The sequence below is a fragment of the Pseudoxanthomonas suwonensis 11-1 genome, assembly GCF_000185965.1.
GTDB classification, from domain to species: domain Bacteria; phylum Pseudomonadota; class Gammaproteobacteria; order Xanthomonadales; family Xanthomonadaceae; genus Pseudoxanthomonas; species Pseudoxanthomonas suwonensis_A.
Genome location: NC_014924.1, coordinates 2,518,348 through 2,532,308, shown reverse-complemented (window position 1 = coordinate 2,532,308; position 13,961 = coordinate 2,518,348). Strand labels below are relative to the sequence as shown.

15 protein-coding genes are annotated in these 13,961 nt (G+C 67.6%); 14 read left to right on the top strand and 1 reads right to left on the bottom strand.

Annotation, left to right across the window (positions count from 1 at the left end; genetic code table 11):
- Nucleotides 1-326 precede the first annotated feature (326 nt).
- The 8 genes from PSESU_RS11525 (at nt 327) to PSESU_RS11490 (ending at nt 6,850) form a co-directional block, all read left to right on the top strand.
- Nucleotides 327-830 (top strand): GNAT family N-acetyltransferase, encoded by a 504-nt coding sequence (locus tag PSESU_RS11525; protein WP_013535961.1) that lies wholly within the window; start codon nt 327-329, stop codon nt 828-830.
- A gap of 1,495 nt (nt 831-2,325) precedes the next feature.
- A complete protein-coding gene (locus PSESU_RS11520) occupies nt 2,326-2,664 on the top strand; it encodes a hypothetical protein (protein WP_162145829.1) in 339 nt (112 codons plus the stop codon).
- Between the two features lie 289 nt (nt 2,665-2,953).
- The gene (locus PSESU_RS11515) at nt 2,954-3,310 is read left to right on the top strand and encodes a hypothetical protein (protein ID WP_013535958.1); all 357 of its coding nucleotides are present in this window, start codon (nt 2,954-2,956) and stop codon (nt 3,308-3,310) included.
- A gap of 105 nt (nt 3,311-3,415) precedes the next feature.
- Nucleotides 3,416-3,736, top strand: a complete 321-nt coding sequence (locus PSESU_RS11510) for a cupin domain-containing protein (protein WP_013535956.1) — start codon at nt 3,416-3,418, stop codon at nt 3,734-3,736.
- Nucleotides 3,737-3,983: 247 nt separating this feature from the next.
- The gene (locus PSESU_RS11505; RefSeq protein WP_013535955.1) at nt 3,984-4,433 is read left to right on the top strand and encodes a hypothetical protein; all 450 of its coding nucleotides are present in this window, start codon (nt 3,984-3,986) and stop codon (nt 4,431-4,433) included.
- Nucleotides 4,434-4,956: 523 nt separating this feature from the next.
- Nucleotides 4,957-5,445, top strand: a complete 489-nt coding sequence (locus PSESU_RS15745; protein WP_013535954.1) for a hypothetical protein — start codon at nt 4,957-4,959, stop codon at nt 5,443-5,445.
- A gap of 198 nt (nt 5,446-5,643) precedes the next feature.
- Entirely contained in the window at nt 5,644-6,378 is a 735-nt protein-coding gene (locus PSESU_RS11495) for a suppressor of fused domain protein (protein WP_013535953.1), read from the top strand.
- A 58-nt stretch (nt 6,379-6,436) separates the two neighbouring features.
- Nucleotides 6,437-6,850, top strand: coding sequence for a DUF4259 domain-containing protein (locus PSESU_RS11490; RefSeq protein WP_013535952.1), 414 nt, complete (start codon nt 6,437-6,439; stop codon nt 6,848-6,850).
- 157 nt (nt 6,851-7,007) lie between these two features.
- Here the strand turns inward: PSESU_RS11490 and PSESU_RS11485 are convergent, their stop codons facing one another.
- Entirely contained in the window at nt 7,008-8,078 is a 1,071-nt protein-coding gene (locus tag PSESU_RS11485; protein WP_013535951.1) for a glycoside hydrolase family 43 protein, read from the bottom strand.
- Between the two features lie 344 nt (nt 8,079-8,422).
- Between PSESU_RS11485 and PSESU_RS11480 the strand changes: the two genes are divergently transcribed.
- Genes PSESU_RS11480 through PSESU_RS11455 form a run of 6 tightly spaced genes read left to right on the top strand, consistent with a single transcriptional unit; the run spans nt 8,423 to nt 13,806 of the window.
- Nucleotides 8,423-9,274: an STAS domain-containing protein gene (locus PSESU_RS11480; RefSeq protein WP_013535950.1), complete on the top strand. Its 852-nt coding sequence runs from the start codon at nt 8,423-8,425 to the stop codon at nt 9,272-9,274.
- Nucleotides 9,274-9,639 (top strand): STAS domain-containing protein, encoded by a 366-nt coding sequence (locus tag PSESU_RS11475; RefSeq protein WP_013535949.1) that lies wholly within the window; start codon nt 9,274-9,276, stop codon nt 9,637-9,639. Before PSESU_RS11480 ends, PSESU_RS11475 begins: the two co-directional genes overlap by 1 nt.
- Nucleotides 9,636-10,034 carry an anti-sigma regulatory factor gene (locus PSESU_RS11470; protein ID WP_013535948.1) on the top strand — a complete coding sequence of 133 codons (399 nt, stop codon included), beginning with the start codon at nt 9,636-9,638 and terminating at the stop codon, nt 10,032-10,034. Before PSESU_RS11475 ends, PSESU_RS11470 begins: the two co-directional genes overlap by 4 nt.
- Entirely contained in the window at nt 10,025-11,056 is a 1,032-nt protein-coding gene (locus PSESU_RS11465) for an ATP-binding protein (protein WP_013535947.1), read from the top strand. The genes PSESU_RS11470 and PSESU_RS11465 overlap by 10 nt, the downstream gene beginning before the upstream one ends.
- Complete coding sequence (locus PSESU_RS11460; protein WP_013535946.1) at nt 11,040-11,903, top strand: sensor histidine kinase; 864 nt, start codon at nt 11,040-11,042, stop codon at nt 11,901-11,903. The genes PSESU_RS11465 and PSESU_RS11460 overlap by 17 nt, the downstream gene beginning before the upstream one ends.
- The gene (locus PSESU_RS11455; protein WP_013535945.1) at nt 11,890-13,806 is read left to right on the top strand and encodes a hybrid sensor histidine kinase/response regulator; all 1,917 of its coding nucleotides are present in this window, start codon (nt 11,890-11,892) and stop codon (nt 13,804-13,806) included. The genes PSESU_RS11460 and PSESU_RS11455 overlap by 14 nt, the downstream gene beginning before the upstream one ends.
- Nucleotides 13,807-13,961: the final 155 nt, after the last annotated feature.

Below are 13,961 nucleotides of genomic sequence, written 5' to 3'. Positions count from 1 at the left end.
CCCCATCGTCCGCGTCCAGGTGACGGCAACGCCGTTGCAGTTCCTTCCCGGTCCTGCGGGCCGGGCGCACCGGAAGCGCCCCAGACGATGGAGACTGGCGGCCGCGGCCGCTGCGCCCGGCTGGCAGGAACCCGGGCCGCGCGCGTTCTAGGTGCGAGAACGCCGGTGCGCTGCCATGGCTTGGCCCTCAGGGCGCGAAGGTGGCCTCCGGTCCGGCCGCCGACTCCCTGGGCGGTTACATGTCACGATGAGGGCTCGCCGTCCACCGACAGCGGGTGCTCCGTGTGGGCGTGCCACCCGCGCCAGGCCCAGGGGTGCCTTCCGCCATGGAAATCCGACCGGCAGTCCCATCCGACCTTGCAGCGATGTGGGAGATCTTCCAGGAAGTCATCGCCGGCGGTGATTCGCTGCCGTTCTCCGCCGACTTCGATCGGGCGACATTCCAGTCCCACTGGTTCGGCGCGCAGGCGACCTATCTTGCCGCGGAAGGTCCGGATGTCCTGGGCATGTACAGGTACGGCGCCAACTACCCAGGCCTCGGGTCGCACGTTGCCAGCGCCACCTACCTGGTGCGGCCAGCCGCCCAGGGCAGGGGTGTCGGGCGTGCGATGGTCCTGGACAGTCTTGCCCGGGCCCGGAGTGATGGTTACCTGGCCATGCAGTTCAACTACGTCGTAAGCACCAATACGCCGGCCGTCGAGCTGTACAGGAAGCTTGGTTTCGCCGTCGTGGGCACGCTGCCCGCTGCCTTCAGGCACCGCGTGCTCGGCCCGGTGGGCACATACGTGATGCACAAATTCCTGCAGCGGCAGGACACGGATGGAACCTGACGGGCCACCGGGTCCGCCGCCAGGCCCTCCTTTGATCGCTTCGTGGGTCGCCCGACCTACGCGTAATCCCTTCAAACCCTGGGGAAGGAGCTGGGGAGAGGGGCGGCAGATCTGCGCATCCCGCCGCCCCAGGCAACGACGTGTGTAGCGAAGGCCGCATCCGGCGCCTCTGTGTGCGCGGCTGCCAGCGACACGCTACTCCCACCCCGGGTGCGCTCCGCTTACCCGGGCTACGCGTATTCCTCTCTCCCTTCGGGAGCAGGGTTGGGGAAGCAGGGCGGCAGCTCTGCACATCCCGCCGCCCCAGGCAACGACGCGTGTAGCCCGGATAAGGCCGAAGGCCGCATCCGGGTCCTTCACACATGCGTCAGGCGGTGACTGCGATCGCACCCCGGGTGCGCTTCGCTAACCCCGGTTACGTGTAATCCCTCTCCCTTTGGGAGAGCGATTTGGGGGGCGAGGATCGGCAGCTGCGCGCATCCCACCGCCCCAGGCAGCGACGCGTGTAGCCGGACACGGCCAAAGGCCGCTCCGGGGCTTCCGTGGATTCGTCGGATCACGATGCCTGGCCTCCACCCCGGGTGCGCTCCGCGTGCCCGGCCTACGACCGCCCGGATCCCCACTCGTCGTCGCGGCGGAAGCTGGAGCCCAGCGTCTTTCCTGCCCAGCCTCCAGGCCGGCAAAGGCTGCCGCTCCACGGGAATTCGAATCGCGGCGTGCAAGTTTCCCGCGGCCAGCCACAAGGCCCAAAGCGCTGCACGCAAAGCCTGGGAGCCTCGCGCACAAGGCCCGGAGGCTTGCGCACGGGGATAGGAGCTCCGACCGCAAGGCTCCTTGCCTTGCACGCAAGCCTTGGAGCCTTGCGCGCAAGCCTCCGGGGCTTGTGATGGCAAGGAAAAAAGCTCCAGTTGCAAGGCTCCGAGCCTTGCGTGCAAAGCCTGGAGCCTTGCAACTGGATTCCAGGGCCTTGCGCACAAGGCAAAAAGCCTTGCGCCGTGCCACGCAGCGTTCCAACCGCAAGGCTGAAAGCCCTGTGCGCAAGGAAATTTGCCCGGCGCGCCGGGCTCCGGGCTTCGCGTGCAAGGAAAAAAGCTTCGCGCGCAAAGCAGAAAGCCTTGCAGGCGGAGCTCCGAGCCTTGCACGCAAGGTAGAAAGCCTTGCAGGCGAAGCTCCGGACTTTGCGAACAGGCAGCAGGTCCCGTCATCCGGGCCCGGAGTGTCCCCGACATGCACCCCCGGGTTATCCGGACCAGGTTATCCAGACCGGCTGGTCCGGCGAGTCTCCCATTGGCCGTTCCCGTGGATGGCACCGCCGCCCATGCCTTTCGCCGGACGCCACCAGCAGGCCCCAACAGGTCAATTCCGCCAACCCGTGCGCACGGCATAATCCGGGTCAATCCAACAGGGAGGGGGATGTCATGCGTCGTGTCCTGCTGCTTGCGTGCTGCTCATGCCGGCCACGCTCCCGGCCCGCGAATTCAGGTCCGAAGCCGAAATGCGCGCATTCACCGATCAGGTGATGGAGCTGGCGTCCGCCGGCAACCTCAAGGCCGCGCTGGACCTGGTCAGCGAGGCCTATACGGTCGTTCCCAGGGCCGAACTGGAAGCAATGACCGGGCAGGCGCTGCTGCAGGCGCCGATGGTGGAGGGGCGCTTCGGCAACAGCCTCGGCCATGAGTTCGTGAAGGAAGAGAAAGCCGGGAAATCCATCGTCCGCTACGTGCAGAAGTTCGAGAAGCACCCGGTGGGATGGCGCTTCGTGTTCTCCAAGCCCGCGGATCACTGGCTGGTCAACTCCTTCTTCTTCTCCGACACGATGGCCGAGCAGTTGTGAAGTGTTCGCCGGCTTGCGTTTGCAGGATTGGAAGGGACTCGGTGGGCCAGAAGGCATCAGGCGATAGAGCTTTGTAAGCGTCTGCTATCTGGCACGCGCGGAATCCACCAGTTACCTGGTTGGGAAGGCGGTCGACCCAGGTGTCGAGCTGGACTGGCGCAGCTGCTGCAGGATTGGTGTATTGGACGGGACCCGTTAGCTACGGGGACGCATCGTGACTCCATGACGCGATGGGGGCGACAGGGGGCATGTATCCGACGGTACCGGTGGTGGATGAGGGAGCGAGGGCATGAAGAACTATCGGGCGACAGTCGACAAGCGTGTGATCGAGGCCTGGGACGCCAAGGTGGCCGCGTTCGAGCGCAAGTATGGCCGCCCACGAAGAGTGCTCGTCGCCGCGCTCGTCGTCGGCGTGTGCTGGCTCCTTTACGCGCCGTCCGCGTTCGCGTTGGTGGCGATGTTCGCCCTGGTTTGCGTCCTCATCGCATTGCAGGGGCATTCGCAGCTCAGCCTGTTGTGCCCGAACTGCAACAGACCACCAGGCGGGTACCTCGCGCGGGGAAGCGGCGCCGACGAGGAGGTGTGCGTCCATTGCTACTACTGGCTGCGCGAGCCGCCCTGGTCCAGGCCGAAGCAGGACGCATGATGCTTGTCCTGCCGGACCTGCCTGGCGATGTCGCCCGAACCCGGCTGTCGGACGTGCGGTTCGATAAGCTCCATGTTCGATCCCTGGGCGGAGACCCGAGCCACCATGAAGCCAGCCAACCTGCTCGGATCACTTCCCGCGGACCTGACGCACGAGGTCTTCCAGAACATCGTCCGCTCGCCGTCGGTGAGGATCGAACGCATCGTCTCCAGGGGCCACGCCTCGCCGGAAGCCGGGTGGTACGACCAGGGCGAGAACGAGTGGGTGATGGTCGTCGCGGGCAGGGCGTCGCTGGAGTTCGAGGATGGTTCCAGCTGCGAGCTGTCGGCCGGCGACTACGTCGACATTCCCGCCCACGTGAAGCACAGGGTGGCCTGGACGGATCCGGACATACCCACCGTTTGGCTGGCGGTCTTCTACAGCTAGCGCCCCAGAAAAACCGGGGTCAGAGTGCGATTTTCTTGCGCAGAAAACCGGGTCAGAGTGCGATTTCTCTCTGGCGCGGCAGGCGGCGGGCGGAAAACCGGGGCCAGAGTGCACTTTCTCCGGCATCACCTGGGCCGCTGCCACGCAGCAAATTGCACTCTGACCCCGGTTTTCCCCCAGGGCGGCGCCGGATGGAAATCGCACTCTGACCCCGGCTTTTTCTTGCCACTGTTCCCATGGAATCCGGATGCGCTTGCTGATCCTTCTACTCACGGCCATGGTTGTTCTCGCGGCCAGCGCCTGCGCCTCGGTGCCGGCAACCGGGCAAGGCTGGATCGAGCCGCTCGAGGCGATCCGCGGGGCGAACGAGGCCCCCGGCCGCGGCATGCACGGGGAGTTCGTGCTTACGGTCAGGAACCTCGATTCCTACCCGGATCAGTCCTACCTGAACTCCGAGAAGGACTATCGCGACCAGCGCAACCTGACCATCCGCATGCACACCTCGATCGTCCCCAGGCTGGAGAAGCACCTCGGCGTGAAGTTCCAGGAGCTCCGCGGACGCAGGCTGGTGGTGCGCGGCATCGCCCGGCGCATCCGCATCGACTTCGCCGACGAGGCGGGCAAGCGGACCGGCAAGTACTACTACCAGACTCACGTCGAGGTATTCAGTCCTGCCCAGGTCAGGTTCGCGGATTGAGGGCGGATGGCCCTGGAGGTCGACGTCCATCCAGTGCGCCAGGTCCTGCTCCCTCCGGGCGCTGGCCCCAAGGCTTCTTGTCCAACTTCGGGGACGGTAGAGCGGCATCTCCACGCTGTTCGTAATCATCTTCGCAACCACCTTCACGAGCTCCGTGGTTACCGGCCTGCTGTTCCGGGCGCTGTTCTTCTTCGTGGTCGTCCGGCTCGCTGACAAGGGATCAGGATCGAGGAAAGCTCGCGGTTCGACGCCCTGTTCAAGCGGTCGCCCGAGAAGGAGCTGCAGGCCTACTTCGAAAGCCTCGACGAGGAGGAACGCAAGCGCTGGTTCAACCGGTTCCTGCGCCTGGTGCCACGGGTCTCGGACAGGGGCCATCATGTTCGTCATCGGCGTGCACGCCGTGGCCCTGTGGCTGTTGTCGAGGTAGGCGGGAGCACACGAGGGTGGCGTGGCGACGGATTGACCCCACTGCGCTTCCATCGCGGCGACAATAGGCCCTGACCCCCGACCTGCAGGACCCCCGATGCGAGTTCCCGAAGACATCCATGCGCGCGTACTGGAGCTGACGCGTGCCATCGTCGACAGCTACGCGTCGGCCGATCGCAAGGCGGCCTGGGAACTGCACGCCGAACTGCGCGAGTTCTGCGAATCGACCGCCGCGGCCGGTCGCGACCATCCCTTCCTGTGGGAAACCCTGGCCGACTTCACCCCCGACGACCGCGCGGCGATCGAGCTCTACAAGCGCGCGCTGGAACAGGCCTCGCTGCACGGCGCCGCCACGTACGAAGGTTCGATCCTGCTGGAACTGGCCGAGCGCCACGTGACCCTGGGAGAGTCGGCGCTTGCCTACGAGTACGCCGTCCGCGCCGACGCCGTCGCCTCGGGCACCGATGACCTCGACCTGCGTCGCGCCATCAGCCAGTTCCTGCTCGACAACTCCGTGCAGGACGAAGAAAAACCGGGGTCAGAGTGCAATTTCCCCGATGCACCGCCTGGACCTGGCGCGGCGTAAGGGAAAAATTGCACTCTGACCCCCGGTTTTCTGGCAGGCATCCTGGCGACCGCTTGTCGGAATCCGGGCACTTCCCCACGCGACAGGTGCTGACACGCCGGCGCGGGACACGGCAAGATCGACTGCCAGCAAGCAGCGCCATGGACCGGTGCGCCGGTCGACGGTGGTTCGCGACGGGGGATGCCAGGGAGGAGAGGGATGGGGACGCACGGGAAGGCCAAGGTCGTCAGCCTTGGCGGGCAGCCAATCCATTACCGTGACGAACCGGCGCCTTTTGCGGCGCCCAAGGGCGAGGAGTTCATCGCCGAGATCTCCGACCATATCGAACAGCACCTGGGGCCGATCAGCTCCGTATTCCACGAGCTCGTCTCGGACACCGTGCATATCGATGTGCATGTGGTGCCTGCGAGCGAGGATTTCCCCGCCGTCCGCCTGGTGACATCGGGCATGAGTGACCTGCCAATGACGGTGCCGGAGGATTCCGGGTTCCCGGAATTCGCCGAGCTGATGGTCACCCTGCCGGCGGACTGGAAGCTCGACCAGGAGTCCTTCAAGGACGAGCGCTGGTACTGGCCCATCCGCCTGCTGAAGGACCTGGCGCGGCTCCCGCACAAGCATGCGACCTGGCTCGGCTACGGCCACACCGTGCCCAATGGCCACCCGGCCGAGCCCTACGCACCCGGCGTTCCCTTCACCGGCACCATCGTGCTCCCACCGCTGGGCACCCCGCCGGAGTTCGAGCAGCTGTCCATTCCGGGGGTGAAGGAGATCCAGTTCTACTCGCTCGTCCCGCTTTTCCAGGAAGAGATGGACCTGAAGCTGCGCGAGGGTTCGGACGCATTGCTCGAGCGCTTCGACGAGCACGATGTCACCGACTTCATCGATATCGGCCGCAGGAACGTCGCGAGGAGGCGGGCATGGCCCTTCCGGTGACGGCCTGGGCCGGGTGCACGGGGAATGTCCAGGACCGCTGGTCCAAGAGGAGATGACGATGGGTGCATGGTCACACGAGCCGTTTGGCAACGACACTGCCGCCGACTGGGCTGACGGGCTGGAGGAGAGCAGGGATTTCGGGCCCGTCGCTGCGGTCCTCCAGCGCGCCGCCGACAGCGGGGAGGATCTCGATGCCGGGGAGGCCGAAGAGGCTGTCGCGGCCGCGGAGGTCCTTGCCAAGGCCCTTGGCCGCGGAACCCAGTCCGACGCTTACACCGAGCCGGTGGACGAGTGGCTGGCCTCGATCACCGTCAAGCCGTCAGTGGAACTGCTGCAGCTGGCGCAGCGGGCGCTGGCCCGCGTCCTGGCTCCGGATTCCGAGCTGCGCGAGCTGTGGGAGGAGAGCGACGACTTCGCCCAATGGCAGTCCTCGATAGCCGCCCTGCAGACGGCACTTCGCGACTCGCATTGATCCTGGTTGCAGCTCGCTAGCCCGCGGGCCGGATGGCCGCTGCACGCCTGTAAAGAGAAAACCGGGGTCAGAGTGCAGTTTTCTCCCTGGACGCCGCCGCGGCGTGGGCAGCGGGAAGGAAATTGCACTCTGACCCCGGTTTTTCCAGCTCGACGCCTCAGCGCGGCGGCGGTACCGACACGCCTTCCTCGGTCTGCACCACAGGCTTGAGCGTGCCGTCGTCGTTGTACTGCAGGTACTCGACGGTCACCGCGCGGCGGCCCAGGGCGCCTTCCTGGTCGCCGATGGACAGCGCGGCGTTGTGCAGGAAGATGTACCACTGGCCCTTGAACTCGGCGATGCCCGGGTGGATGGTGAAGCTGTTCTTCCCCGATCCGGTCAGTTCGCCGCGGTAGGTCCACGGGCCCTGGATCGAGGGAGCGGTGGCGTAGGAGATGCGCTCGTCGGTGTGGTCGCTGCGATCCAGCGAGGCATAGGTCAGGTAGTAGATGTCGCCGCGCTTGTGCAGCCAGGGACCTTCCTCGAAGTGCGGCGGGGTGATCTCGGTGATCTCCCCGTCGATCTCGATCATGTTCGGCTTGAGCCTGGCGATGTAGCACTGGCGATTGCCCCAGGCGATCCAGGTCGTGCCGTCGTCGTCGGTGAACACCGTCGGGTCGATGTCCTCCCAGCTGTGCTCGCCCTTGGGCGTCATCTGGTTGGTGATGAGCGCCGAGCCCTTGGCGTCGACGAACGGACCGGTCGGCGAATCCGAGACGGCCACGCCGATGGCCTTGCCCGGGTGGGTGTCGTCGTGCTCGACCGCGGTGTAGAACCAGAAGCGGCCGTCCTTCTCGATGGCCTGCGAGGCCCAGGCGTCGGCCTTGGCCCACTTGAAGTCGGAGAACTTCATGACCGGGCCGTGGTCGGTCCACTGCTTCATGTCGGTGGTCGAGTACACCAGCCACTCGCGCATGTTGAACATCTCCTCGCCCCGGGCCTGGTCGTGGCCCACGTACAGATAGAGGCGGTCGCCAACCACGAGTGGGGCGGGGTCGGCGGTGAACCGGTCGCGGAACAGCGGATTGGAGCCGGGCGCCGGTTCGCCCGCGGCGACGCCCAGCGCCGCGCCCAGCAGGGGCAGCAGCACCAGCAGGCGCATGGCCACGCGCGCGCGCCGCGTCGCCGGAAGGCGCGGCACCAGGTCGTCGGCAGGGCGGGCAGGGTGGTGCGGTCGATGGTCGTCCATGGGAGCTCCCGGAATCCGGGCATCGGCGCCCGTGGCCGGCCCGAGTCTAGGGTGAACGGTTGCCGCGACCAATTCGGATTGCATTCGCAGCGATTAGGCATTCACTGATACCGTGGAGCACGGCCGGTCCGGGGAAGCTGCCAACGGGCAGCGGACCAGCCTCCGCACGACGCAGTCCGCACGACGCCGTTCCGGCTGCATTTCACACCGGTTTCACATCCGTTTCCCGCTAATCGCGCGCGCCGACGCGGTGATTACGTTTCCGTTAGGCTCGATCAACAATGTGGCTGGGGGGATCCTTGCAGAGTCGAGGTCGTCCGGCTGCGCCAACACAGGACCCCTGCATGGCCGCCCTCGATCCGCGTACCTACACCCTTCTCCAGTCCCGCCAGGACCAGGTCGTCGAGACCTGGGTGGCGAACTTCGCCAGGACCGGCCTCGATGGCCGCACCACCCAGCGTGAGCTCGACGCCCAGGCACGCGAGTTCTGGCAGCTGTTCCTCGGCGCGGTCGCCTCCGGCGACGCCGGCAACCTCCAGGGCAACGCCTGGGAAGACACCCGCCACTTCCTCGAGGAGCTGTCCCGCGAGCGCGTGCTCAAGGGCTTCAGCGCGGCAGAGACCGCCAGCTTCGTGTTCTCGCTCAAGCGCCCGCTGTTCGACGTGATCGAGCAGGGCCATGCCGGCGAGCCGCAGCTGATGGCCGCCCAGTTGCGCGCGGTGTCCGAGCTGGTCGACCAGCTGGGCCTGCACACGGTCAAGGTGTTCCAGAAGAACCGCGAGGACGTGATCAAGCGCCAGCAGGAAGAGATGCTGGAGCTGTCCACCCCGGTGGTGAAGCTTTGGGAAGGCGTGCTGGCGCTGCCGATGATCGGCACGCTGGATTCGCAGCGCACCCAGGTGGTGATGGAATCGCTGCTGCAGCGGATCGTCGAGACCGGTTCGGAGATCGCGATCATCGACATCACCGGCGTGCCCACCGTGGACACCCTGGTCGCCCAGCACCTGCTCAAGACCGTCACCGCCATCCGCCTGATGGGCGCCGACGCCATCATCAGCGGCGTGCGTCCGCAGATCGCGCAGACCATCGTCCACCTGGGCCTGGACCTGCAGGGCATCGTCACCAAGGCCAACCTCGCCGATGCGCTGGCGCTGGCGCTCAAGCGCACGGGCGTCACCGTGACCAAGGCGGGCTGATGGAGCGCATCCCGATCCTGCAGATGGGCGACGTCCTCCTGGTGACCATCCAGGTGGACATGCACGACCAGCTGGCGCTGACCCTCCAGGACGACCTGGCCGAGCGCATCCGCAAGACCTCCGCGCGCGGCGTGCTGATCGAGATCTCGGCGCTGGACATCGTCGACTCCTTCATCGGCCGGATGATCGCCACCATTTCCGCGCTGGCCGCGGTGATGGACGCGCGCACCGTGGTGGTGGGCATGCAGCCGGCGGTGGCCATCACCCTGGTCGAGCTGGGCCTCAACCTCACCGGCGTCTCCACCGCCCTGGACGTGGAGCGCGGCATGCGCCTCCTGCGCCAGGCCAGCGCGGAGTCCGAATGAGCGCCGATGGCCAACTGTCGATCCGCACCGAGCAGGACGTGGTCCTCGCCCGCCAGGCCGCGCGCCAGGCGGCGGTGGCCTGCGGCCTGCGCCTGGTCGACCAGACCAAGCTGATCACCGCCGCATCCGAGCTGGCGCGCAATGCCGTGGTCTATGGCGGTGGCGGCAGCATGAGCTGGCGCGCGGTCAAGGACGGCATGCGCAAGGGCGTGCGCCTGGAGTTCGTCGACCAGGGCCCCGGCATCCCCGACATCGACCGGGCCCTCACCGACGGCTGGACCTCCGGCAACGGCATGGGCCTGGGGCTTTCCGGCTCGCGCCGGCTGGTGGATGCATTCGAGCTGGAAAGCTCGCCCGGCAAGGGCACGCGGGTTGCGATCACCAAATGGGCATAGGGTTCGTCGGCCAGGTCACCCGCGCCATCACGGTGGACGAAGCCAGCCAGGTCGGCCAGGTCCGCCGCGAGGCGCAGGTTCTCGCGCAGCTGGCCGATTTCGCCGAGCTGGATGCCGGGCGCGTGACCCTGGCCGCCGTGGAGATCGCCACCAACGTGCTGCGCCATGGTCGCGGCGGGCGCGTGCTGCTGTCGCTGGTGCAGGGCCGCACCAGCAAGGGCGTGGAGGTCTGCGGCATCGACCGGGGGCCGGGTTTCTCGCTCTCCGATTGCCTGCCGGACGGCTATTCCACCGGCGGCACCCCCGGACAGGGCCTGGGCGCGATCAAGCGCCAGGCACAGGTGTTCGACGTGTGGTCGGACGCGCGCGGCGCGATCGTGCTGGCGCGCATCTACGGCGAGCGCACCCGCAACGAGGACCTCGGCTACGGCGCGCTGCGCCTGCCGATGCGCCAGGAACCGGTGTGCGGCGACGCCTGGTTCGTGTCCCGCGACGATGGCGGGCGCACCTCGGGCGTCCTGGTCGATGGCCTCGGCCACGGCCTGCTCGCCGCCGAGGCGGCCGATGCCGGGATCGCCGCCGCCGCCGAGGGCCCGGAGCTGGCCGCGGACGAGGTGCTGTCGCGGATGCACGCGCGCATGTCCCCGACCCGCGGTGGCGCCGCCGCTGCCTTCGTCCACGAACCGGAGTCCGGCGTGGTCCGCTTCGCCGGCGTCGGCAACATCGCCGCGGCGATCCACGAGCCGGGCCAGCCATCGCGTGGCCTTGCCTCGCACCCGGGCATCGTCGGCAGCCAGCACCGCCGCACACCCTCCTTCGTCGTGCCGGCGGCGCCGGGTGCACTGCTGCTGATGCACAGTGACGGCCTGCAGACCCGCTGGAGCCTGTCCCAGTACGAAGGCCTGGTGTACCGCCATCCCGCCCTGGTGCTCGCCGTGCTGCTGCGCGATTTCGATCGCGGCCGCGACGACACCGGCGCCCTTGCCGTTCGCCTGGAGGCGCAACGTGACCAGTACCACTGACATCGCCGCGGAACTGGAGCGCCTGCGCGCGGAGAACGCCGCGCTGCGGACCGAGCTCGAGGAGACCAACCAGGGCGTGCTCGCCCTGTACGCCGAGCTGGACCAGCAGGCCGAGCAGCTCAAGGAGGTCTCGGATCTCAAGAGCCGGTTCCTGTCCTACATGAGCCACGAGTTCCGCACGCCGCTGGGCTCGATCCTGAGCATCACCCGGCTGCTGGAAGAGGGAATGGACGGCCCGCTCAACGACGAGCAGCTCAGGCAGGTGCGGTTCGTCAGCAGCGCGGCGGTGGAGCTGCGCGACATGGTCGACGACCTGCTGGACCTGGCCAAGATCGAGGCCGGGCGCATCTCGATCTCGCCGGCGTGGTTCGACCTGATGGACCTGTTCTCGGCCCTGCGCGGCATGTTCCGCCCGCTGGTCGACGACGCCCACCACGTCGAGCTGGTGTTCGAGGAGCCGCCGCCGCTGCCGATGCTCTACACCGACGACAAGAAGCTGGCGCAGATCCTGCGCAACTTCATTTCCAACGCGCTCAAGTTCACCCCGAAGGGCCGCGTGGCGATCTCCGCGCGTCCCGAGGGCGTGGGTTTCGTGCGCTTCAGCGTGCGCGATACCGGCATCGGCATCCCCGAACATATGCTGGGCGCGCTGTTCGAGGACTTCATCCAGGTCGATACCCCGATCCAGAAGCGCCTGCGCGGCACCGGCCTGGGGCTGGCGCTGTGCCGGCGCTTCGCCGAACTGCTCGGCGGCAGCGTAGGCGTCAGCAGCGTGGTGGGCGAGGGGTCGGAATTCCATGTGATCGTGCCGATCGCACTGCCGGAGGAGAGCAATGACGGGGGCTAACCGGATCCTGGTGGTCGACGACAACGCCGCCACCCGCTACTCGGTGCGGCGCGTGCTGGAGCGGCATGGCTTCAGCGTGGACGAGGCCGGGACCGGCACCGAGGGGCAGCAGTGCCTGGACACCGCGCAGTACGACGCGCTGGTGCTGGACGTGAACCTGCCGGACATGAGCGGCTTCGACCTGGTGCGCAAGTTGCGCGCCGATCCGGCCACGAGCCTGCTGCCGGTGATCCATGTCTCCGCCGCCTCGATCGCCAATGGCGACGTGATCGCCGGCCTGGACGCCGGCGCCGACGCCTACCTGGTCCATCCGGTGGACCACGACGTGCTGCTGGCCACGCTGCGCACCCTGTTGCGCGTGCGTCGCGCCGAGGACGCGCTGCATGCCAGCGAGGCGCGTTTCCGCGAGATCTTCGAGAACATCGGCGCGCCGATCGCGGTGGTCACCGGCGCGCTGGACGTGCGCGAGGCCAACCAGGCCTTCCAGCGGCTGCTGGACGAAGCCGGCGCCGCGGACCTGTCCAGCCTGTTCGCCGACCAGCCGGTGGCCGAGCTGTGCGAGGCGCTGCGCAACGGCACCAGCTGGAAGGGCCGGTACTGGCTGCATACCCCGCGCGGCACCCGAGTGACCGAGTGGCGGGTCACCCCGCACCGGGAGCCGGGTGCCGGCCTGCTGTACGTGGAGGACCAGACCGAGCAGCACGCGCGCGAGCAGGAACACCGCCAGCGCCTGCACACGGCCACCAGCGAGCTGGCGGTGCAGATCGCCGAGCGCGAGCGCACCGAGGCCGAGCTGCAGCAGGCGATGAAGATGGACGCGCTGGGCAAGCTCACCGGCGGCATTGCCCATGACTTCAACAACCTGCTGACCGGCATCATCGGTGCGCTGGACATGATCAACTCCGCGGTGGAGACCAACCGCCTGGAGCGGATCCCGCGCTTCGCCAGCGTCGCCACGACTTCGGCCTTCCGCGCCGCGGCGCTGACCCAGCGCATGCTGGCGTTCGCGCGCAAGCAGTCGCTGGACACCACGGCCTTCGACATCGGCCCGCGCGTGGCCAGCCTGTCCGAACTGCTGGCCCGGACCATCGGCGAGAACATCGAGCTGGAGTTCGACCTGCCGGACGAGTCACTCGTCGTCGTGGCCGATGCCAACCAGCTGGAAAGCGTGGTCCTCAACCTGGTGATCAATGCCCGCGACGCGCTGCGTGGGGCCGGCCGGGTGACCATTTCCGCGCGTCCGGCCGAGTCGCTGCCGGGCGACCTGCCGCCGGGCGAGTACGTGAGCCTGAAGGTGAGCGACAACGGCTCGGGCATCCCCGCCGACATCGTCGACAAGGTGTTCGAGCCATTCTTCACCACCAAGCCGATCGGCCAGGGTACCGGCCTGGGCCTGTCGATGACCTACGGTTTCGCCCGCCAGAGCGGCGGCACCGCGCGCGTGCACAGCGTCGAAGGCCAGGGCACTACGATCGAGCTGCTGCTGCCACGCGGCACCGAGGTCGCGACCGAGGTGCAGGCGGAGGAGGCCGAGGTCCGCGGCGGTGCCGAGAGCATCCTGCTGGTGGACGACAACGAGCTGGTCCGCGGCATGGCCCTGGAAGTGCTGGTCGACGCCGGTTACGAGGTGGTGGCCTGCGCCGATGCCGGCGAAGCGCTGCAGGCGGTGGCCACGCGTGGCTTCGACCTGCTGCTGACCGACGTCGGCCTGCCCGGCCTCAGTGGCCGCGAACTGGCCGACCGCGTGCGCGAGCGCGACCCGGACATGGCCGTGCTGTTCATCACCGGCTACGCCGAGAACGCCCAGAACCGCCAGGCCTTCCTCGGCGAAGGCATGGACATGCTGCTCAAGCCGTTCAACCTCAACGAACTGCTGCGCGCCGTCCGCCAGAAGCTCGGCTGAGGGAAACAAAAACCGGGGTCAGAGTGCAATTTCTCCGGACATTCCCGACCAGCCCGTGGCTGCGTCGAGGAGAAATCGCACTCTGACCCCGGTTTTTGCTCTCCAGCATCCGTGAGACTGGATGGAGGTCTGCGGAAATCCCACTCTGACCCCGG